General features: G+C 56.6%; 16 protein-coding genes. 6 read left to right on the top strand and 10 right to left on the bottom strand.

Going from position 1 to position 21,626, the window contains the following annotated elements:
• Positions 1-22: 22 nt before the first annotated feature.
• From hutH to VNX88_06610, 3 genes are read right to left on the bottom strand one after another with little or no spacing between them, the layout of a single operon-like run.
• Positions 23-1,627 (bottom strand): histidine ammonia-lyase, encoded by a 1,605-nt coding sequence (gene hutH / locus VNX88_06620; GenBank protein HWY68320.1) that lies wholly within the window; start codon positions 1,625-1,627, stop codon positions 23-25.
• A gap of 27 nt (positions 1,628-1,654) precedes the next feature.
• On the bottom strand, positions 1,655-2,446 hold the full coding sequence (locus VNX88_06615) for an SDR family oxidoreductase (GenBank protein ID HWY68319.1): 792 nt from the start codon (positions 2,444-2,446) through the stop codon (positions 1,655-1,657).
• Between the two features lie 10 nt (positions 2,447-2,456).
• Positions 2,457-3,395 (bottom strand): mechanosensitive ion channel family protein, encoded by a 939-nt coding sequence (locus VNX88_06610; GenBank protein ID HWY68318.1) that lies wholly within the window; start codon positions 3,393-3,395, stop codon positions 2,457-2,459.
• Positions 3,396-3,472: 77 nt separating this feature from the next.
• Between VNX88_06610 and VNX88_06605 the strand changes: the two genes are divergently transcribed.
• The 4 genes from VNX88_06605 to def all read left to right on the top strand — a co-directional run bounded on the left by VNX88_06605 (position 3,473) and on the right by def (position 6,812).
• Positions 3,473-3,823, top strand: coding sequence for a hypothetical protein (locus VNX88_06605; GenBank protein HWY68317.1), 351 nt, complete (start codon positions 3,473-3,475; stop codon positions 3,821-3,823).
• Positions 3,824-4,182: 359 nt separating this feature from the next.
• Complete coding sequence (locus VNX88_06600) at positions 4,183-5,247, top strand: DUF2911 domain-containing protein (protein ID HWY68316.1); 1,065 nt, start codon at positions 4,183-4,185, stop codon at positions 5,245-5,247.
• A gap of 375 nt (positions 5,248-5,622) precedes the next feature.
• Positions 5,623-6,222 (top strand): YkgJ family cysteine cluster protein, encoded by a 600-nt coding sequence (locus VNX88_06595; GenBank protein HWY68315.1) that lies wholly within the window; start codon positions 5,623-5,625, stop codon positions 6,220-6,222.
• The gene (gene def, locus VNX88_06590) at positions 6,219-6,812 is read left to right on the top strand and encodes a peptide deformylase (protein HWY68314.1); all 594 of its coding nucleotides are present in this window, start codon (positions 6,219-6,221) and stop codon (positions 6,810-6,812) included. The genes VNX88_06595 and def overlap by 4 nt, the downstream gene beginning before the upstream one ends.
• A gap of 352 nt (positions 6,813-7,164) precedes the next feature.
• On the opposite strand, the gene VNX88_06585 is transcribed toward def, so the two are convergent.
• From VNX88_06585 to VNX88_06555, 7 genes are all read right to left on the bottom strand, one after another.
• Entirely contained in the window at positions 7,165-7,647 is a 483-nt protein-coding gene (locus VNX88_06585) for a hypothetical protein (protein HWY68313.1), read from the bottom strand.
• A 64-nt stretch (positions 7,648-7,711) separates the two neighbouring features.
• Positions 7,712-9,439 carry a chloride channel protein gene (locus tag VNX88_06580; GenBank protein HWY68312.1) on the bottom strand — a complete coding sequence of 576 codons (1,728 nt, stop codon included), beginning with the start codon at positions 9,437-9,439 and terminating at the stop codon, positions 7,712-7,714.
• Positions 9,436-10,617, bottom strand: a complete 1,182-nt coding sequence (locus VNX88_06575; GenBank protein ID HWY68311.1) for a tetratricopeptide repeat protein — start codon at positions 10,615-10,617, stop codon at positions 9,436-9,438. The genes VNX88_06580 and VNX88_06575 overlap by 4 nt, the downstream gene beginning before the upstream one ends.
• Before the next feature lie 150 nt (positions 10,618-10,767).
• The gene (locus tag VNX88_06570; GenBank protein HWY68310.1) at positions 10,768-12,276 is read right to left on the bottom strand and encodes a cytochrome c3 family protein; all 1,509 of its coding nucleotides are present in this window, start codon (positions 12,274-12,276) and stop codon (positions 10,768-10,770) included.
• A gap of 9 nt (positions 12,277-12,285) precedes the next feature.
• Positions 12,286-13,182, bottom strand: a complete 897-nt coding sequence (locus tag VNX88_06565; protein ID HWY68309.1) for a hypothetical protein — start codon at positions 13,180-13,182, stop codon at positions 12,286-12,288.
• A gap of 5 nt (positions 13,183-13,187) precedes the next feature.
• A complete protein-coding gene (locus VNX88_06560) occupies positions 13,188-15,392 on the bottom strand; it encodes a cyclic nucleotide-binding domain-containing protein (GenBank protein HWY68308.1) in 2,205 nt (734 codons plus the stop codon).
• A complete protein-coding gene (locus VNX88_06555) occupies positions 15,392-17,137 on the bottom strand; it encodes an NADH-ubiquinone oxidoreductase-F iron-sulfur binding region domain-containing protein (protein ID HWY68307.1) in 1,746 nt (581 codons plus the stop codon). The genes VNX88_06560 and VNX88_06555 overlap by 1 nt, the downstream gene beginning before the upstream one ends.
• A gap of 241 nt (positions 17,138-17,378) precedes the next feature.
• Between VNX88_06555 and VNX88_06550 the strand changes: the two genes are divergently transcribed.
• Both VNX88_06550 and mutS read left to right on the top strand, forming a co-directional pair.
• Positions 17,379-18,824 (top strand): multiheme c-type cytochrome, encoded by a 1,446-nt coding sequence (locus VNX88_06550; protein ID HWY68306.1) that lies wholly within the window; start codon positions 17,379-17,381, stop codon positions 18,822-18,824.
• A 156-nt stretch (positions 18,825-18,980) separates the two neighbouring features.
• Complete coding sequence (gene mutS, locus VNX88_06545; GenBank protein HWY68305.1) at positions 18,981-21,602, top strand: DNA mismatch repair protein MutS; 2,622 nt, start codon at positions 18,981-18,983, stop codon at positions 21,600-21,602.
• The last annotated feature ends 24 nt before the right edge of the window (positions 21,603-21,626 follow it).

Below are 21,626 nucleotides of genomic sequence, written 5' to 3'. Positions count from 1 at the left end.
TTTTGCAGAAATGCTGGCACGCTTACTCAAAAGCCGCCCTTGTCAGCCTTCCTTCGGAAATTGCCTGTGCGAGTCTGGAGAACTCATCGGCCAAGACGCGGTCCCGGTCCACTGGCGGACTAATGCCTCGAATCGCCGAGTGGACCTTTTGCAACCGCGGACTCGTTTTGAGCGGGGCAAGAAAGTCGATCGCCTGCGCAACCGTGGCCGCCTCAATCGCAAGCACATGGGTCGTATTGGCGACTACGCGTTGCAGCTTGAGGCCGGCGGCCATGCCCATGGAAACGTAATCTTCCTTGTTGCCGCTCGTCGTAATTGAGTCGACAGAGGCGGGGTGCGCCAGAACCTTGTTCTCGCTTGCCAATGCGGCAGCGGTCACTTGCGGCATCATAAATCCGGAGTTGAGTCCGGCGTTTGGAGCCAGGAATGGAGGCAGGCCCTCGTTGAGGGCCGGGTTGACCATGCGCTCGATGCGCCGCTCAGAGATTCCTGCCAGAGCGGTCAGCGCGATGGCCAGATAGTCGAGCGCGAAGGCTATTGGCTCTCCGTGGAAGTTGCCGCCAGAGAGTACTTGTCCCGAATCAGTATGGTCGTTTGCGTTCTCTTTGGCTCGGCGGTCGTCGATCGCCGGAACCTTCGAGGGGCGCATGGGTTCGCGTTGCGATCGTGGAGACGGAAAGACTAGCGGATTATCGACTGCTGAGTTCATTTCTATGTCGAAAACCTGGCGGCAATAAGCGAGAGTGTCGCGCACGGCGCCGTGGACCTGGGGAATGCAGCGCAGCGAATAGGCATCCTGGACACGGGTGCAGTCGATATGAGACTGACGAATCTCGCTGCCCTCGAGGAGCCTGCGGACATTACTCGCACTGTGCAACTGTCCCGAATGGGGACGAGCGCGATGAATGCGCTCGTCCATGGCAACCGTCGTGCCGCGAAGCGCGTCGAGGGTTAGCGCGCCGAGTACGTCAGCCGTGTCGACCAGCGTCTGCGCGGCTAGCAGCGACAGCGTTCCGATGGCCAACATTGCCTGCGTGCCGTTGATCAGTGAGATCGCTTCCTTAGCTTCCAATGTGACGGGTTTTACCTGGGCCGCCCCCATCGCTTCCGCGCCGCGGAGCCGGCGCCCCTGAAAGATGGCTTCACCCTCTCCCACGAGAACCAGAGCCAGATGAGCCAGGGGCGCAAGGTCGCCGCTGGCTCCAACACTCCCTTGCGAAGGGATTACCGGATGCACGCCGCGGCTCAACATTTCGCAGAGTGTGTCGATTACAAGCGGCCGCACTCCTGAAAATCCCTTAGCTAAGGAATTGGCGCGGAGCAATATCATCGCTCGCGTGGCCGCCTCCGACAGTGGCGCACCGACACCGACCGCATGGGAACGCAGCAGGTTGAGCTGTAGCTCACGAATTTGCTCGGGCGGAATGCGGACCTCGCTCAGCTTGCCGACACCGGTCGTCACCGCATAGGCGACACGGTTCTCGCGCACGAGTTCGTCAACCACTTCGCGCGAAGTCAGGACTTTCTGCCGTGCGTCGGGCGCGAGCAGTACCGGACGTTGTTCGTAGACCACCTCACGCAGGTCGTCGAGCGTGAGCTGATCCCCATCGATATGCAGAACTCTCAAGTAGCTCCTTAGCTGCCACCCACACCCTCACGCGACGCCAGGATATCTTCCGCCGTCAACCAGAATGGTTTGTCCGGTCACATACGACGCGCGCTCCGAGGCGAGCCACACGATCGCATCTGCAACCTCCTCTGGACGTGCCAATCGCCGAAGCGGAATCTCCTCTGACCACTTCTCATAGATCTCGGCGACGCTTACGTTGGCCGCAAGCGCGCGCGTTCCGGCAAGCTCCTTGAGCCGTTCGGTGGCGGTGTATCCGGGCGCAACGTTATTGAAGGTAATGTTGTCTTTTCCGAACTCAATCGACAAACTCTTCAGCAGTCCCACGACCGCGGGCCGCACTGCATTCGACATGACAAGATCGGGAATCGATCCCTTAACCGACGTAGAGGTGATGGCGATAAAGCGTCCCCCGCCATTCTTCTGCATGTGCGGGATCACGGACTTAGCCAGGTTCACGACGCTGAGAAAGATCAGATCGACGTTCTTCTTCCACTCGTCCAGTTCGATGGAAAGAAAGTTCTTGGCCGGCGGGCCACCGGAGTTTGCGAGACAAACATCGATTCGGCCGAAGCGTTCGACCGCGCGGCGAACAAAGGCCTGCATCGACGCAAAATCCGAAACGTCGACACGTTCGGCCAGCACGTCGACGTTATGACGAGCGCGCAATTCGTCTGCTGCTCTGAGTAACTTCGTTTCATTGCGAGCACACATCGCAAGCCGGGCGCCTTCAGCGGCGAACTTCTCGGCGGCCGCGCGGGCAATGCCTTCGCTCGACGCCACCAGCAGCGCAACTTTGTCCTTGAGTCCTGTTTCCATGTCGATCAGATTACCGACTGGCAGGGGGAGCTTCCATTACATACATACGGTTGGGCGCGCCGGCTTTTATGCCATTCTTTTCTAAAGAAGCCTTGATTCGTTTGCGCAGTTCACGCCGAACCGCATGCTGGCTGCCTGGACCAGCCTTCACAATCACCAGGTAGTCGACTTCCGATCCGCTCACGCGCTCAATCCCTGGCACCTCGGGTTCTCCCACAATATCCTTTCCGAACTCTGGATCGTCCCGCAGACCGGAGACGACTTCTTTTAGCAGCTCGATTACGCGATCGGAACTCTCGCTATAGTCCACTGAGACATGCAGCGCGACCTGTGCCCAGTCGCGAGTCATGTTGGAGACGATCTTGATCTCGCTGTTGGGAACGGAATGCACTGCTCCGGTGTCGTCGCGCAATACGGTCATGCGTAGCGACATCTGTTCGACGGTACCCTGTACACCGGCAATTTTCACGAGATCGCCGAGGTCATAGATGTTGTCGATGATGATGAAAAAGCCGTTGATCACATCTTTCACCAGGGTTTGCGCACCGAAGCCGACTGCCAAACCAACGATGCCCGCGCTGGCAAGGAACGGTTTTACATCGATACCGACATCGTCAAGGATCTGCAGAAGTGCGAAGAAGAAAATTACGAAGCCGCCGACGCTTTGGATGATTGACGCCAGAGTACGCAATTGAGTCGCACGGATGCCGCTGGGCAGAGCGTTGCGTCGGCTGAAATCCTGCAATTTTCGGGTTAACAGTCCCAGCAAACGGGTGAGAACGCCCGCCACGATCAGGATTACGAGAATGCGCGGCACATGCAGCCGCGCCCAGTTGGCGAGATCGTCGTGCCACGCGGAAAACACGCGCCGCCAGATAGGTTCAGAGAGGATGTTTGTGCCCAGGATGCTCATGAATTGCGTTGGCGGAAGCTGGATTATAGCAAGCAAGAAGACGCAGCCTGAGCCGCATAACGTGCTGGCGATAGCTATAATCGGCCATATTCCGCAATCGAGTTGAGGTGCTTGTGCGTTATCCCGCTTTTGTAATCTTTCTGCTCATTTTTTTACTGATGTCGAATTGCTTCGCTCAGATCGACAGCAACATCCAGAGTCCGACACAGGAGCCTCCATTTGGCCGTGAGCGACCAAAAGATCCTGCAGAAGAGAAGATCGAGCACGACCGCGAGAAGGCGATGAACAAGCAACGGCAGACGTCGCTGCAGAAAGATACCGATCGCCTGCTTCAACTCGCGACTGAACTCAAAGAGTATGTCGACAAGACTAACGAACACACACTTTCCCTCGACGTGATCAAAAAGGCTGAGGAAATCGAGAAGCTGGCGAGGTCAGTGAAAGGGAAGATGAAGGGGAACTGAGGCCTTCGCGGTTCAAGAACTTTTTCGCGAGAACAGTGAATTTCTGCAAAATAACCGAGACGTTATTGAATTTTCCCGAATCTGCGCGAATGTCGGTTTAGAGAACAGTGAATAACAGTGAATAAGCAGTGAATTTCTGTCGTACATGGCCCTCACTGGGTGACGACTCTTTCTGTACGCCGACAAGGCAGGTCTCCAGTCGCATTGCTGGCAAGATTTCTGTTCAGAATGCGCTCTCCGACCGCGCGATTCTCCTGTGACATTTCGTTGGGTTCTGGGGACCAATGGTCCTCGAGATCTCTGCAACTCTGCTTACAAATCTCTTTTTACATCCGTCCAAAGGCGGAGGTTAACCACATATGCAAAAGCGAATGCTGCTCGCATTTCTTGCGATCGGCGCGATGATGTTCGGCGCGGCCGAGTCGTATGCACAAAGCATCTTGAACCTGCCACGCGCCAGCCAGCATGCCCTGGTCACGCAGCGCGTGGGCATCACGGATATCTCGATCAACTACAGCCGTCCTCTGGTCAACAAACGCCAGATATGGGGGAAGCTCGTCCCCTATGGGCAGGTTTGGCGGGCTGGCGCGAATGAGAACACCACCATCGAATTTGCCGATCCGGTCACGGTTGAAGGCAAACAGCTCGCAAAAGGGACTTACGGTCTCCACATGATTCCCGGAGAGAACGAGTGGACCGTGATCTTCTCGAAAGTGTCCACTGCCTGGGGAAGCTTCTCATATAAAGAAGACGAGGATGCGCTGCGTGTCTCGGTAAAGCCACAATCCGGCGAGTTTCGTGAGGCACTCGTTTACGACTTTGACGATGTGACTCCGGACTCGACGCTGGTCACGATGCGCTGGGAGAAAGTCTCTGTCCCATTCCGGATCGGTGTGCCAGTCAGCGATGTCGTGCAAGCCGATGTCAAAAACCAGCTCCGCGGAGGCGCGCAGTACATTTGGGAGCCATGGGACGAGGCTGCCAACTATTTCCTCGCCAGTAAAACGAACCTCCCGCAGGCTCTCGACTATGCGAATCACTCCATTCAGGTGGAATCCCGATTCGACAACCTGATTACGAAATCGCAGGTGCTCGAAGCGATGGGCAAGAAGGATGAATCGGCTGCAGCCCGCGCCCAGGCGCTTGACCTCGCCAATGCGCTCCAGATCCACGGCTATGCCAGGCAGCTGCAGAGCCAGGGACATCAGGATCAGGCGCTCGAACTGTTTCGCACAAACGTGAAGAAATATCCCAAAGGCTGGGTCGCACGCAACGAGGCTGCTCGCCTATCAGTTGCCCACGGCGACTACGACAATGCCGTGAAGGAGATGAAGCTTGCAGTTAACGAGGCTCCCGATATCTACAAGCCAGCCTTGAACGGTCTGGTAAAACGTTTGGAAGCCAAGGACGACATCAATAAGTAGCTCACGAAGCGATCGCGGTACGCGACGAGAGACGGCGCTCGCGTTTCTTCTTCGTCGTGTCCGCACACCAATCGGTAGTGGTCGGTTTCGAGAAAATGTCGATTACAGACTCCGTGGTTTTAGCTCAAGAGCCTCCTTAACTCCACGAACTGTCATCCCTCACTCCGCAGCAAAGCCGTTTGTGGTGTCAGTGATGTCAACGCGGAGTGGGGGATCCGCTGTTCTTCGATGCGCACAAAAGCAGATCCCCCGCGTCCGCCGCGGCGGACGCGAGGGATGACAGTCTCGAGGTGTTGATTGCGACTTTGGGGGCCACAAGTAATCGTCAAACTGATCGGTTACCTACCAGCAATACAAGTTGCGTTATGCTGACGCATGCCTTGTCGGCGTCCAGCCCGGGATCGAGAATTAGTTCAAATAGTCGACGCCGCGCTCGAGGATGCAGCTCGGCGGGCCGGAGACTGGCTGGTCTGCCGTCCCGGCTGCACGCAGTGCTGCGTGGGGGCATTCGCCATCAACGCTCTGGATGTCGCTCGCCTGCGCGATGGACTCGCACAGCTGAAACGTAGCGATCCCGATCGCGCAGGCCAAGTTCAGTTGCGAGCACGAGCTTATTTACATCGGGTGACGCCGCAATTTCCTGGAGATCCTGAATCGGGAATCCTCGACGAGAGCGATCAGGGGGAGGCGCGATTCCTCGATTTTGCCGATGAAGAGGTGTGTCCCGCGCTGGATCCGGAGTCAGGCACCTGCGATCTTTACCAATTCCGGCCGATGACTTGCCGCGTCTTTGGACCGCCAGTCCGCAACGAGGGCGGCGGCCTTGGGGTCTGCGAGCTGTGTTTTCACGGCGCGAGCAATGAAGACATCGCCGCCTGCGAGATGAAGCCCGATCCCGAACACCTGGAAGACTCGCTTCTGATTGAGCTTGGGGAGAATGGCACTACGCTCGTCGCTTTTGCGCTTGCCCGATGACAATGCTGCTCAAGCTCCTTCAAGTTGGAGAACCGGTGTTACGCGACCGGGCTCGGCCGCTCAGTTCAGAAGAGATTCTTTCCGGTCCTATTCAAGAGTTGATCTCATCGATGCATGACACGCTGCGAGACGCGCCAGGTGTCGGACTAGCAGCTCCTCAGGTAGGGGTTCCGATACAGCTCGCAATTATCGAAGATCCACCGGAGTATTGGACCGAACTCTCGGCAAGTGACCTGGCTGCGCGGGAGCGAACAGCAGTTCCGTTTCACGTGATCATTAATCCCAGAATCACTTCTGCCAGTGAGCCTTCGATCGAGTTCTTTGAAGGATGCTTGAGTCTTGACGGTTTCACGGCTCTGGTGCCGCGTTCACGAGAGGTAACAGTCGAGTGCCTCGATGAACGCGCCGAGCCAAAGACGATTCGTGCTTCCGGCTGGTACGCCAGAATCCTGCAGCATGAGATCGATCACTTGAACGGAACTATTTACATCGATCGAATGCTTAGTCGCACCTTCATGTCACTCGATAACTACAAGCGCTTTTGGAAGAGCGAGAAAATCGAAGAGGTCAGGAAGAGGTTCGCGGAGTAGTGAATTGCACAACTGGTTCTCTCGTCAAGCTGAGCATTTGAGCTTGCAGTATGCGCGATTGGACATTCGTACCGAGAAGCCTTAATCCTCCCAGAAACTGTCATCCCTCGGGCCGCCTCGTTGATGTGAATGAGCCATCGAGGCTAGCGCGGCCCGGGGGATCTGCTTTTGTTATGCAGTCACTCTGCACAACAGCAGATCCCCCGCGCCGCAACAGCCGGCATTTTCGAATGCTCCACGTATTTGTGGGCGCCGCGAGGGATGACAGTTTCAAAAAAGAGTGCTGCTTCGCGGCAGCAAGGCTTGGGACAAAAGCACAACGTTTGTCCAGTGCACTGGCTCGACTGCGTTCCTATTCCTTGCTGATCGTCGTCGGGTCTCCAGTTTGATGATCCTGAATCTGGAAGCGGAGGAAATCGTGAATGGCAGCAACTGCCTTGGCATTTTCGCTTGATACTCGAACCCGCGCTCCATTTGGAGTTTCTTCGACTCGGTACTGAATCTGATCGCGCAGCTTGTTCATGGTGGGAACGCCAGGTGGCGTGCGGGCATGGATCAACATAGGAGCATTGAAGTCTCCGCTCTTGAACATGCCGGCGATGTGCTGCAGGTGTTCGCGAATTTCGTCGCGGCTTGTCGCATCGGTTGGATTGTTGGCAAGCGCCTCGATGCTGCCACCGTCCTTGTACAGGCGAAAGCGATGTGTGGTCTTGTCGTGAGAGAAGCCCATCACCTCATCTCCGCGCTGGACGACGCCAGCGTTGTGGTCCGACGTTTGCTGTGCCAGTGAGAACGCCGAGAAGAGTAGTAAAGCTGCTGCAATCCTGGATTTCATTAAGGGATTAGACGAGGCGGAGTCATGACGGTAAGCCGTTCAACCCGGGACGAAAATCCCGACATCACTTATCGAATGCCTTCATCACATCGTTCATCGTGATCAAGCCAACGATCCTTCGGTTATTAGCACGATGAGTTACTGGCAGGAACGACCATTGCGAAATGTGTCGCAAGACAAAATCGAGGCTGTGATCCGGGTAGATCGGCGGCATGTGCGGTTCGGAGAGGAGACTGGCAACGGTGGGCTCGCTGGAATTTTGCTCTACTGCATCGCGCAAAGCTCCAACCGTGAGACTCGACCAACCAAATGGAGGATCGTCCACCAGAATCTCAGCTGCGGCGTGGTTTTCTGCAATTTCAAGAGCTTCGTCGGCTGGGATCTGGGAATCGATAACGGGAACGTCGACGGCGCGCATGGCGTCTTCCACTCGCAAGACACGCTCTTCGCGTTGCTCCTCCATTGAGGGCAATCCGAGACCGTCCTGCCGGCTGAGCAAGTCAAAAATGGGAACGGGTTGAAGGTTTCGGGAAATCAGGTAAGAGAGCGTGTTGGCAAGAATCACCGGAACAATAATGGAGTAATTGCCGCTCACCTCCAGCACCATGAAGACCGAAGTCATGGGAACGCGCAGGAAGCCCGCGAAGAGCACTCCCATGCCTACCAGCGCATAAGTCCCGATCGATAGTGTCAGATGAGGAAAGAAGTGCCGCTCGACACCGCCCACGGCGCTTCCGAGCATGGCCCCAATGAATAGCGTGGGAGCAAACATTCCGCCGGGTGTCCCGCTGACGAACGAGAGCACTGTTGTGAGGATCTTCAGACCAGCAAGGATCGCAAGGATTTTCCAGGGAAACTGGTCATGCATCGCCTGATCGATAAACTCGTAACCGGCTCCCATCACCTCGGGACGTCCGGCGAGCGCGATCGCGCCGATGATCAGGCCTGCGAGCGCTGGCTGAAAAAGCTGCGTCCAGCGCGGGAGGGCCTTCATTCGAGGACGGAGCACTTGAATTGCTTTTGCGAGCAGGACCGACGCAAAGGCGCCCACAATTCCAAGGGCTGCATACGCAAGCAACTCGCTGGGTGCGATGAACTGCACTTCCGGAATGCGGAACAACGGCTGCGATCCGAGGAAGTAACGAGCAACCACGACGCTTGATACGGCTGACAGCACAACCGCTCCGAGAAATCCCGCTGTCCAGCGTCCAATGACTTCCTCGATTACAAACAGGATTGCGGAGATAGGTGAGTTGAATGCGGCGGCAAGTCCGGCCGCTGCGCCAACCGGAGCAATTAGGCGCAACCTCTCTCGCGTGAGTTCCAGCTTTCGACCGAGCGCAGAGGCAATTGAGGCACCAATCTGCAAAGACGGATCCTCGGGACCCAAGGACTGGCCAGAACCGATAGCCAATGCTGAGCAGATGAATTTTCCGATCGCGGTCCGAAATGGGATGTATCCGTCGTAGACATACAGTGCAGACTTGGTCTGGTTGACCCCGCTGCCACGCACGCGCGGAAAAACGAACATGACTAGCAGGGCGATCACGATTCCGGTCAGGGCAGGTGCTAAGAGAATGCGCGGGAAGGTAGGCGTGACGGACGAACCCAGCAGTACAATTCGAAGAAAGTCAATCGTGATGCGAAAGCAAACAACCGCCAGTCCCGAGAAGATGCCGATGAAGATTGCGAGTAATAGAAAGAAACGTTCGCCCTGCGCCGGCGTCTCCGGTGCAGCTCTGTCTTCAATCACAGGTGGGCTATTCGGAGCGATGACATTAGTATCTATCACCTTTGCAGCTCCCCTCCACCTTGGTAAATGCGCAGCATTGCCTGGTCATTTGGCGTTTGCGCGCCGCATCCGCCGTTTTGCTCGATGTTGGTGATGAGCGAGGCGACTGGGGCGAGCAATTGCACGAGTCCCGAATTGTTGTATGTGCCACGGAGCTGTCGATTCAAATAGCTCCACTGCGAGCGGGCAAGCTGGAGCGGATCGCCACTGACGGTGTCGAGATCAACGTCATGAGAGTCGGCACACGTTTTTAGTCGCTGATCGGCGATCCCCATCGCCAGCATGAGCCGGTGACGTCGTTCCGCGGCGGAAATGCTGCTGTCGAATGGATTGAGCTCGATCACCGAGGTCACGAGCTCGATCATCTGCAGTGTCGAAGGATCTTCATGCAGCGACTCCGCCCCTTTGAAGTACTCCACTGCCTCACGATAGCGACCTAGTCGAAAGGCTGCCCAGCCTGCTCCGAGTAGCGCCGTTACGTCTCGACGGTTCGTTTGCGAAGCGGCAACAAAGAAATCCAGAGCACTGCGATCGTCGCCGAGTTTTGTGAATGTCCGTGCTACCCAGAGTTGAGCGTTCGGCGTACTCGGCATCTCCGCCGTATAGCTCATCAGTTCGCCGTGTGCCTGAGTTTTGAGATCATTTGCGATGAGAAAGCTGATCAGCTCCTGCCGAACCTGCTGCCGTTTCAAAATGGGATCCGTGTCCCACGCCCCGTAGATCGCGCCATTAAAGTAGCGTCTGGCCTGATTTGGATCGTTGTCTTTGGCCGAAAGGCGAGCGAGTTCAAGATTGACCGAGCCGTTACCCGGCTCTTCCTCAAGCAGGTTAAGGAAATAAGATCGGGCTTCCGGAACGCGATTGGCGGCTGCAAGCGCACGCGCGAGGTTGAGTTGATATCGAGAATTCTCGTGCGAGTAGAGAAGAGCCGTCCTTAAATCAGGGATGGCATTTTGCGGGCGGCCTTCCTCTAACTCCGCTTGTCCCTGCTGGAACCAGTAGGCGCTGAGGTGGCTCCGCTTCTCGGCATAGAGCCGATTGACGCTGAAGGTGAATGCAAAAAAACCGGCCGCAAGCAACGACAAAGAAACGACATAGATAGGCCTGCGGAGAGCCCTGATTCTCTCCTTCGCCGCCTTAACGCGGGAAGCCCATTTGCGTTTTGGGGGAGTCTTCATTGGACGCTAAGTACAACCATAGCATCTGGTTAGCGTATGTCCGTTAGTTACGTTGAGGCTTGGCCGATAGCATTCGCAGCCCGGAAGCCGTTGAAAACACACGAGTCACTTCAGAATAACAATTTCGCGCAGAAACGGAGTGAGGTGAAATTAGCGGGACTTGGAGCCGGACTTCAGGAGATGAAAACCGAACGTACTTGCTTCGAGCTGTGAGTGCGCTCCAGATGGTGAAGATGAGCCGTTTGCACCCCTCAGTTCTTGCAGGTTGTGAGTTGGAGTGAACGGTTCATTTCTTTGCTTCCAGTTGTGGTACTGGTGGCAAAGGAAGCAGCCATTCTGAGCCTGCCCGATCTTTGTGGGCTCGCCGTTATGGCACTGCTGGCAGGTCTTGATGCTGGGAATCAGGACGTCTGCTGTTTCCTGGCTGGTAAGCGTGCGAGTGTGACAGGACTTGCAGTCGATGCTGACGTGAGCGTAGTGGCTGAAGACGGAGTTAGGCAGCCACACCGGTTTGATGTTTGACGGCGCCACTTCGGGCAGTCCCGCGAGCCCGTTCTGATCGGTTTGCGTGTACTTGAGTGAATGGCACTGTTGACATGTCTTGTGCCAGAGCAGAGTTTCGGCATCTAAAGTGCGTAGCGTTACCCACTCCTCCGGACTGTGGGCGATCTTGGCCGTCTGCGGCTCGCGAGAGATCGTTCCACCGAACATAATCCGCATTGGACGAGGCGGCTCATTCACTGCCTCCGGATGCTTCTTGATGTACTCCGTTAACTTGCCCACGATGAACTCGTGTACGACTTCAGGTTTATCGTGGGGCACCGATTCGGAGAAGTGACTGTCAAATTGCAGCGCGTGGCAGCTTTGGCAGGCGGTCGCGAATGTGGGAGCGGCCATGTAGGCCCGTCCCGTTCCGGGACGCACTGGCTCGGGCGGCATCGCCGGATTATGTGGATCTGGGGAGTGTAAGGCTGCTTCCACCATGCGCGCCTGTCCGTATTTCCAAGGTCCACCTTGCTCGGCCGGCGTGCGATGGCAATCCTGGCATTGCATCTGTACGGGCTGCGAGTTCGGACCAAGTAGCCCAGCCCGCATGTGCACCGCATGATTCAGCCTGATAGTGCCAGGATCGCGAGTGTCAACGCGCAGGGGAGCGAACTCGGGATGCTTTGCGTCAAAGTTATAGATCGCAGTCTGATAATGCGGCGAGCCGTTCTTTACCTTGAGATCGCCGTGGCACTGCACGCAGGTTTCATCCGTAGCCTGGCGCAGGTGCTGCGATCCGACATGTTCGCTGTGGCAGGATGCGCAGTTCGGAGTGAACGTCTGCAGTGCCTGGTGGTCCGGAGCCTGATGGCAGCTGAGGCACGCCTTATCGCTGACATGCTTGCGGAAGCCAACGCTTATGAATCCTGCCTTGAGTGCTGGTGCGTGGCAGGTATCGCAACGCTTACCGGTAAACGAGTGCACCGACGAGAGCGGGCCGCTGGAGTAAGGCGCCGCATTCCGTTGGAGCGCATAGCCGACGAGCCAAATGATGGCGAGCGCCGGAAGAGCGCTCATCAGCCCAGCACGGAGTAATCGCCATCGCCCCCACCTTTGGAAGTAGTGGAAGTCGTGTCGTTGTCCGAGGCTCTTGGCTGTGCGTTTCCGGGCCATGGTTCCGTGCTAGTAACTCAGAGCGATCACTGCATGAATCGCTCCCATAACGAGCAGAGCTAATGACAAAGGAGCGTGGATGAACAACCATCCATGCAGAATGCGATGCAATACGATTTGCTGGTCAAGCTCCCGCTTCTCCTCGCAAATGCTTTCGAGATCGACGATGGTTGGGTGAATCTCATCGGGTAAAAGCGTCTTCAAATTAGCGAACAGGGCCACCGAGTTTGCGCGATCGCTGATCGGGCAGGCCTTCCCCCCAGACTTTTCCAGGAAGGGCCTCAGCTCGTTGTTGTAAAAGCGGGTTAACTCGTTGCGAATATCCTCTTCCATCTGCACCAGCGTTACGATCACGCCGCCCGTGTCTTCCGACGCAGTCGCGACTGCGTTGGTGCTCATGGAGACTCCAGTTACCTCGGCGACCTTCACATCAGCCTCGTCCAAAAGCTGGCCGCGAATGACTGGAATCTCCGCGTAGATGGTTTCGTAAGGGATTTGTTTGGTCATTACCTTCGGCAGATAGTGCTGAAGAATTGCTCCGACAATTCCGCTTACAAAAACGATCGTGAAAATCACCATCATCCACCACGTAAGCGTGCCTTTCCCGAAAGAAAAGCCCGAGTGCAAGAAGATGATTGGATAACTGATGAGACCGAGCCAGATATGGCCGCGCATCCACGTGGATGTGCGCCCGATGCGCCAGACTGGGAACCTTTTTCGCAGGCTTAGCAGGCCTGCGAAGATCATGAAGCCGAAACCGACGATCCCGTAGAGGATGCCGATGATCGTTCCACCGCGTGCTCCTCCGATGGTGAAGTGGGCATAGGGAATATAGACTGCGAGTCCCACCGTGAGTCCGATCACGCTGCCCCAGAACCACTGTCGATGTGTTCGATCGATGAGCATCGACTCTACTTCCTTCGGTCCATCATTCCGGGAGCCATGCTGTAGGGCACGCCTTCGACCTGCTTGCCGCCCAGTATCTGGCCGAAGAACTCCGGTGGATTAATACGATGCGCGGCATCATGTGGACACGCGTAGACGCAGCTCGGTTCGGGATGGTCGTAGCAGAGATTGCACGAAGTAGCTTTCTTGACAGTGGCCTTTTGCCCAGTGCTTCCGGCTGGAGCGGGGAATTCGTGCAGATTGATGTTTCCGTAGGGACAGTTATTCGCGCACAAGCCGCAACCTACACACCAGTCTTCAATAATCACTTCAAGTGAATTGCGGCGACGAATCGATCCCACTGGACAACCCACCATGCACAGCGGATCGCGGCACTGGCGACAAGATGTGGCTACCAGATAGTTCTCAAAGCGCAGGCCGTCACGAATGAGCCGGGTAATACCGTCGTGCGCGTCGGCGCAGGCTTTCACACATTGATCGCAGCGCGTGCAGCGATCCAGATCGAGCACGAGCAGGCTTTGGGCGTCCATCAAGCCTTGCTTCAGGAAGTCGTCCACCGGCACGCTCTGCAGGTTATGCATGCGGCTGCGATTTTCCTCGATACGCTCGCGTGCCACGGCTTCGAGGCTCGCTCGCACTTGCGGGAAGCGTCCCACCATCTCGCGGAAGTCCTCGCGATGAATCTTGACGACCTCCACGTGATCGAGAGCGGCACAAGTCGCGGTACGGCGGCCCTCATCAGAGAGCAATCCGATTTCGCCGAAGTAGTTTCCGCGGGCCAGATACGAGAGCACCAGTTCCCCGCCGGGATGATCTTCGCTGACCTTAATGAAACCAATGCGAACCAGATAGAAGCTGTCGGCCGGATCGCCCTGACGACAGATCACCTGGCCGGGAGCAAAGCGCAGCAGTTCGACGCGATCACGAAGGTGGTCGATGAAGTCCTGCGTAAGAGAAGTAAAGACCGGAACGCTCTTGAGGTGAGTCTCAAGCGCGCGAACGCGGTAATTGGCATCGAGCTTGGCACGGAACGTTTTGTTCTTCTGCAGGACGTCGAGCACATTGCGCAGCATCTCGAGGCAAACAACGTCTTCCGACGCGACTACCGTCGCGCTACGCGGATAAAAGTTCATGCACGTCATCTCGCCGAAGAGATCGCCAGCATGCAGTTTCGCAACCGGATGGTCGTATTCGAGATCGACGGGTGCATCGATGTAGATAAACTTGCGCGCGGTATTTTCTTCCTCGCGCTGGTGTTCCTTGCGCGGCTTCAACTTGCTGGCAAGCTTGCTCAGGAATCCGTCTTGCGAGCCTTCGGTATCAACGTGAGCCCGTGGTGTGGAGATGAAGATGTCCACGGTGCCCTCCACCAGGTAGAAGGCAGTAGAACCGTAGTCGCCTTCGCGGCAGATGACCTCGCCTTTCCGATACGTGCGCTTTACCACTGCGCCCTTGTTCAGTTCGAGGAATGTACCGGAGACTCCCTTGAATACCGGCAACTCCAGTAATTCCTGGGCTTGAACAGACATCCCACTGAGAGTGGCGCCATGTTCAAGCTGCTGGCCGAGGACTTTCTTGTTGGTCAGCGCACCTGTAGGACAGGAAACCATGCACTCGCCGCATGAAACGCACGAGGAACTTCCCATCGGGAGGTCAGCATCGAAGGAGATGGCCGCCGCATAGCCCTTGCCCTGACGCGCAATCACGAAGTTGTGGCGAATCTCCGAACACCCGCGGATACAGCGATCGCACAGGATGCAGGCGGAGTGATCCACCATGATGCTCAGCGAGGACTCGTCTTTCTGATGCGAAGGCGTCAGTCGCTTGGCAAAGCGTGGTGTGCCGACACTGTAGCTCTTCGCCAGTGTCTCCAGTTCGCAATCGCCCGACTGCTGTTCACGAGCGCACGGCGAGGGGTGATCGGCCATCAGCAGTTCGACCAAGGTCTTGCGCGCGCCTTTGACCTTGTCGGTGTTGGTTTTTACCACCATGTTGTTTTCCGCTTCGCGAATGCAAGCGGCGGTGTACACACGCGCGCCAACATCGACGACGCAAACGCGGCAGACACCGACTGGAGTTTCGTTTTGCTGGTGGCAAAGCGTTGGGATAGGGATGCCGTTGATGCGAGCGGCATCGAAGATCGTGGTACCGGCGGGAACGGTAACTTTCTGCTCGTCGATAGTGAGTGTGATCTCCTTTGCCGGAGCCATCACGAGCCTCCGATCCGGCAGACACCCGCGGGACAGTCTTTGTCTTTGACGTGGGCATCGATCTCATCGCGAAAGTGCCTCATCACTGACTGAATCGGCGCTGGAACAATCTGTCCCAATCCACAAATCGAAGTTAGTGCTAACGCCTGATTGAGTTCATCCAACGCTTGAAGGTCCGTAGGATTCTGCTTGCCCTGAGTCCAGGCGGTGAGCATGTCGACCAACTTTTGCGAGCCAACACGACAGGGAACACATTTGCCGCAGGATTCGTTGCGGTAGAACTTCACCGCGTTCAATGCCATGTCGAGCATGCAAGCTTCGTTGGAACAAACGACAATAGCTCCGGATCCCACCATGGAACTTACAGGCGGCTTCGACATCGTGTCCCAGTCGAGTGGCAGATTCAGCATGGAGGCCGGCAAATATCCCGAGGAAGGTCCGGAAGGAGCGAACGCCTTGATGGTTTTTCCCGGAAGCGGGCCGCCCGCGTAACCATTGATGAGTTCGTCGTAGGTAATTCCCATCGGAACTTCAAAAACTCCCGGATTTAGGACTTCACCGCTGATACCAACGAACTTGATGCCAGGAGAGCCCTTGCGCCCGTAGTTCTTGAACCAGTCCACACCGCGAGCGAGGATGACGGTCGCCAAGGCAAACGTTTCGACGTTGTTCAAAGCAGTGGGCTTGTGCCATAAGCCCTGATAAACAGGGAACGGAGGCTTGTTCCTCGGCTCCGAGCGCTTGCCTTCAATGGCTTCGATTAGCGCGGTTTCTTCTCCGCAGATGTATCCGCCAGGGCTCACGAAGATGCTCAGGTCGAAATCCAAATCGGAACCGAGGACGTTTTTGCCTAACAGTCCATCTTTGTAGCAGGCATCGATTTCATCCTGGCAAGCGTCTCTCGGATGCTCGTACTCATGGCGGATGTAGAGAATTCCTTTTTTCGCGCCAGTGACCAGCCCACAAATGATCATGCCCTCGACCAGCAGGTGGGGCAGGTGCTGCATGATAAAGCGATCTTTGATTGTGCCGGGTTCGCTCTCATCGGCGTTGCAGACTACGTACTTCTCGTCGTCCACACAGTTGCGAACTATCTCCCATTTGTTTCCGGTAGGGAATCCCGCACCGCCCATGCCGCGTAGGGCACTCGCTTTTAGCAGCGTGATCACACCGGCGAAGTCGCCCGTCTGAACAAGGCTGTACAGAACGCGATACTTCGGCATGCCAACGTACGGATCGGAATGCAGTTCCTGCCGCAGTCGCTCGGGACGCGTGTGGGGCAGCGGCTCTCCACTCAAATTTCGTACAACGGCATCGGCGATGCGATCGCTCGTGATGTTGTCGTAAATCTGCTCTTCAGTCTTACTGGAGATAAGCACTGCGGGCGCACCATCGCAACGACCGAGGCATGAGATTTCCCGGATGCTGCAATCTGTGCCGGAATGTCCGTAGAGGCGGTCTTGGATCTGCCTCTTTAGGACGTTTGCGCCGCGAAGATGACACGACATGTCGGTGCACACACGAATATCGACGCGCGCAGGAGCTGTGAGGTGAAAGTGCGGGTAAAAGCTGGCTACAGCGAAAACTTCCCGAACGTGCATAGACCGAGCGTCGGCGATCGCCTGAAGCTTTTCGGCGGGCAGGTACCCATATTCCCGCTGAATCGCTTTAAGGTCCTCAAAAATGCCGTCGGTATTGTGCGCCGTTGGACTCGGTTGGGCCAGTGAAGTACCGGGAATCGCCACAGGGATGACCTTGGACCCGCGCAGAAACACGTCCCGGGGGAGTGGGGAAACAAACAAGTTCTTCGCGAAGTCAGAGGCGGACTATAACAAAGAGCTGTGCACGGGTAAAGAATTGATTTGGAATGGGAAGAAAAAATCGCTGCGAATCGAATTCACTGTTTCTGAATTGATTTCTATAGTTTGCGAGCGTATAAGGACACACACCTTTAAATCCTTCCCCCCGAGTGTTGAATACGCACAAATGAATCGACGGCTGTGCTGTTGCTCCATTGCTCGCTCCACTGCTGTTGTTCGACTCTGCGTCGGATTGTCATTCCTGCTCCCGCTTACATCTCAAGCCGCGGATAAGCCTGGTTTCCTGCAGTCGGTTTCGGCGGCAGAGGCGCGGTACGTTGGACCCGGATCCTGCAGCGCCACGGCCTGCCACGGATCGATTCAAGTACGGCTGCAGACCAAGGTCTTGCAAAACGAGTACAGCACCTGGGTTCTTCAGGACAAGCACGCGAAGGCTTGGAACGTCCTTAATAACTCTGTTTCCCAGCGAATTGCCAAGATCCTTGGGTCCGCCAGCTTAGGCGCTGCCGATGCAGCCCACGCCCCTAAATGTCTCGTTTGTCATGCTCTTTATGCCAGCAATGCGGAGAAGGCTCGGGACTTCGATATCAATGACGGTGTCAGCTGCGAAAACTGTCACGGTCCGTCATCACAATGGTTAGGACCACACACTGCTCGCGATTGGCCACACGAGAAATCCGTCGCGACGGGCATGTACGACACCAAGAATCTGACTTTGCGAACAGCAAAATGCCTTACCTGCCATCTGGGAACGGCCGAAAAGTATGTTGACCACGAGATGATCGCGGCGGGGCACCCGGATTTGGTTTTTGAATTGGACTCGTTCCAGGCCGTGGAGCCGGTCCACTGGGTGGAGAAGGTTCCGGGACATCCAGAGCAGGCGGACAAGGATCCGCTGCTTGGGGTGCGCCAATGGAGCGTCGGGCAGGCAGTTCAACTCAAAGAGAGCATGAGCCGGCTGGCTCGCCGAGTGAAGGGAACTGAGGGGAAAAAGGGTTTGGTTTGGCCTGAGTATGGTGAACTCGATTGCTTTGCCTGTCATCACAGCCTGACGCCACCCGACGAAAGTTGGCGGTTGCGCAGCGCGACTGAAAGCCCCAGAGGAGGCCGTGGGTACTACCAGACTCGGCGCGCGGGGGATCCTGCGTACAACTTGTCGCGCGTGGTCGTCTTCCAGCACGTGGCCAACGAGGTTGACGCAAATACCGCCAAGGAACTTCAGAACACGATGAAGAAGCTTGGAGCGCTGGTGAGCTCGCTTCAGCCGAACCGAACAGAGGTTGAACAGCTCGCCGATCAGGCGGGTAGTCTAGCCGGCAGGTTGGCGGACGAACTCCGCACTGCATCTTTCGATCGCGAGAAAACTGCTCGTCTCTTGCGCGCGATCTCAGGAGATTCTGATTACATTGCTGATCAGGGAGAGCGCGCCGCGGAGCAGGCAGCTATGGCGCTGGATTCGATTTACATTGCTTACGCCAAGGCGGGAGGAGCCAGCGGAGGCGAAGTAAGGACCGCCATAAACGGCCTCTTCCAACAGTTAGAGAATCCTTCCGCCTACAATGCTCTTAAGTTTGCGGCAGCCATGAAGCGCTTGAACGCGGCTTTGCGCTAGTCGTAGGGCATCGGTCGACGTAGAGACGCAGCGTGCTGCGTCTCCACAGTGCAGCAAATTGGCTCCATGCTGCTTTCAATCGCAGGGAATTCAACCGCGATTTCAACAGCGATCCTCGGCTGACACTTGCTCTCCTATAGCGGATAATCTCCATCAGTGACCGAAGCTTCGACCCCTCTCATGCGGCAGTACGCCGCAATCAAGAAACAACATCCCAACGCACTGCTATTTTTCCGGCTCGGCGATTTTTATGAGCTGTTCTTTGACGATGCCGTAGTCGCCTCACGCGAGCTCCAAATCACGCTCACGTCGCGCAATAAAGAAAAAGAACTGGCCGTTCCTATGTGTGGCGTCCCCTACCACGCTGCCGAGGGATATCTGGCGAAGTTGCTGCGCAAAGGATTTCGCGTGGCTATCTGCGAGCAGATGGAGGATCCGAAGGTCGCAAAGAAAATTGTTCGCCGCGAGGTCACGCGTGTCCTCACGCCCGGAACAAGCACGGACGCGAGTCTGCCCTCTGAGGAAAACAACTTCCTCGCAGCTATCGCCGAGCTCGGAGATCGCGCCGGCCTCGCGGCCCTCGATCTCTCGACAGGCGAATTTCGTGCGACCGAATTTGCGCTCCAGGATCGTGCTCGGTTAATTGAAGAACTCGGACACATGCGTCCGCGAGAGGTACTCTATCCCGCGGCGTTGCCGCTCTTTGCTGCCACGGACACCGAGGTCGCGGCACTCTCTGGAAACCGGCGGTTTACGGAGACACCCGTAGAGGACTGGGCGTTCTCGCCCGACTACGCCATTCCCCTTCTTGAAAACCAATTCGGCGTGCTCTCGCTCGAAGGCTTTGGACTCGCAACGCGTCCGGCAGCGGCCACAGCCGCCGGAGCGATACTTCATTACGTTCGCAGCACACAAAGGGGAACGCTTGACCACGTTGATCGCATCGGTTTCTACGACCGTCAGGATTGCCTGGTTCTGGACGCGGTCACGGTTCGCAACCTGGAGCTTGTCGAGCCACTGTTCTCTAGCACCGGGCCCGAAGTCACATTGTTTCGCACGCTCGATGCAACGCTCACTCCGATGGGGAAGCGGCTGCTTCGTTCATGGCTGCTGCGTCCGTCAATCGAATTAGCAGAGATTCAAGCGCGGCAAGGCGCCGTGGCAGAGGCGGTTGGAAACACGATTCATCGCGAGGAGCTGCGTCGCAAGCTGGAAGGCGTGCTCGATCTCGAACGGTTGCTGAGTCGCGTAACTCTGGAGACGGCGAATGCGCGCGACCTGCTGGCGTTGGCAGCTTCGTTCGCGTATCTTCCCGAAATAAAACTCGGCCTCGAACGCCTGAATGCTCCGCGTCTTAAGCAGCTGAGCGTTCTTATCGATCCACTTTCCGACGTGCGCGAGCGCATAGACCGGTCGATCGTTCCGGAGCCACCACTGTCTCTCAGCGATGGCGGCGTTATTCGGGCCGGAGTCGACGCAGAGCTGGACGAGCTGCGCCACTTGAGCCGCAACAGCAAGCAGTACATCGCGCAGATCGAGGAGCGTGAGCGTCGGCGCAGCGGCATCAATTCGTTGAAGATCAAGTTCAACTCGGTCTTCGGCTACTACCTCGAGGTCACGAAGCCTAACCTGCATCTGGTTCCTGCCGACTTTGAACGCAAGCAAACGCTGGTCAACGCTGAGCGCTTTACCACGCCGGAGCTGAAGCAATACGAAACCAAAGTCCTTGAGGCCGAAGAGAAGATCGTCGAGATCGAACGGCGTCTCTTCGCGGAACTACGCACGGCGATCGCGGGTGAGGCAAAACGGATCCGGCAAACGTCTCTGGCTCTGGCTGAGGCCGATGTTCTGCTGGCCCTGGCGAATATCGCAGCCGAGCGCGGGTACGCTCGTCCTGCCCTCGACGATTCTGGCGTGATCGAACTTGTGGAAGCACGCCATTCCGTTGTCGAACAGCAGGTCATGAGCGGAGCGGAACGCTTCGTGCCTAACGATCTGCTTCTTAGTCCCGAATCGGAGCTGATCGTGCTGCTCACCGGGCCCAATATGGGAGGCAAGTCTACTTATCTGCGACAAACCGCACTGATTGTCATTATGGCGCAGATGGGATCCTTTGTTCCGGCACGCGCCGCTCGGATCGGCATCGTCGATCGCATCTTCACGCGCATCGGCGCCAGCGACAATCTCGCGCGTGGCCGCTCCACCTTCATGGTTGAGATGACCGAGACCGCCGCCATTCTCAATACCGCAACTCCACGCTCTCTCGTTCTGCTTGATGAAATGGGTCGGGGCACAGCTACGTACGATGGCCTCGCGCTGGCATGGGCGACACTTGAATACCTCCACTCCGTTACGCGAGCAAAAACACTGTTTGCGACTCACTATCACGAACTCACCGTACTGGGCGAGGAACTCCCGCTGGTGAAGAACTACCGTGTCTCCATCAAAGAGACACCTGGAGGAATTGTCTTTCTGCGCAAAGTGGAACCTGGCGCTGCCGACAAGAGCTACGGAATTGAAGTCGCCAAACTGGCTGGATTGCCCGTCGACGTAATTCGCCGCGCCCGGGAAGTGCTGATTCAGCATGAGGGCCAGGAGCGGCAGTCTGCACGACGGCTCGAGGGCCACGAAGCACGTCAATCTTCTTCGGTTCAGCTTGCAATCTTCACGCCTCTTTCGCAACAGATCGTCGATCGATTAAAAGAGATCGACGTGAATCGCTTAACTCCGATCGAGGCGCTTACGCTGTTGGATGAATTGAGGAAGCAGCTTGACTAAGCCGTTGTAATTGCCGCCGCCATA

The organism is Terriglobales bacterium (assembly GCA_035567895.1).
GTDB lineage: Bacteria > Acidobacteriota > Terriglobia > Terriglobales > Acidobacteriaceae > Gp1-AA112.
The sequence above is the reverse complement of the archived record's forward strand: the minus strand, read 5'-3'. Positions and strand labels throughout refer to the sequence as shown.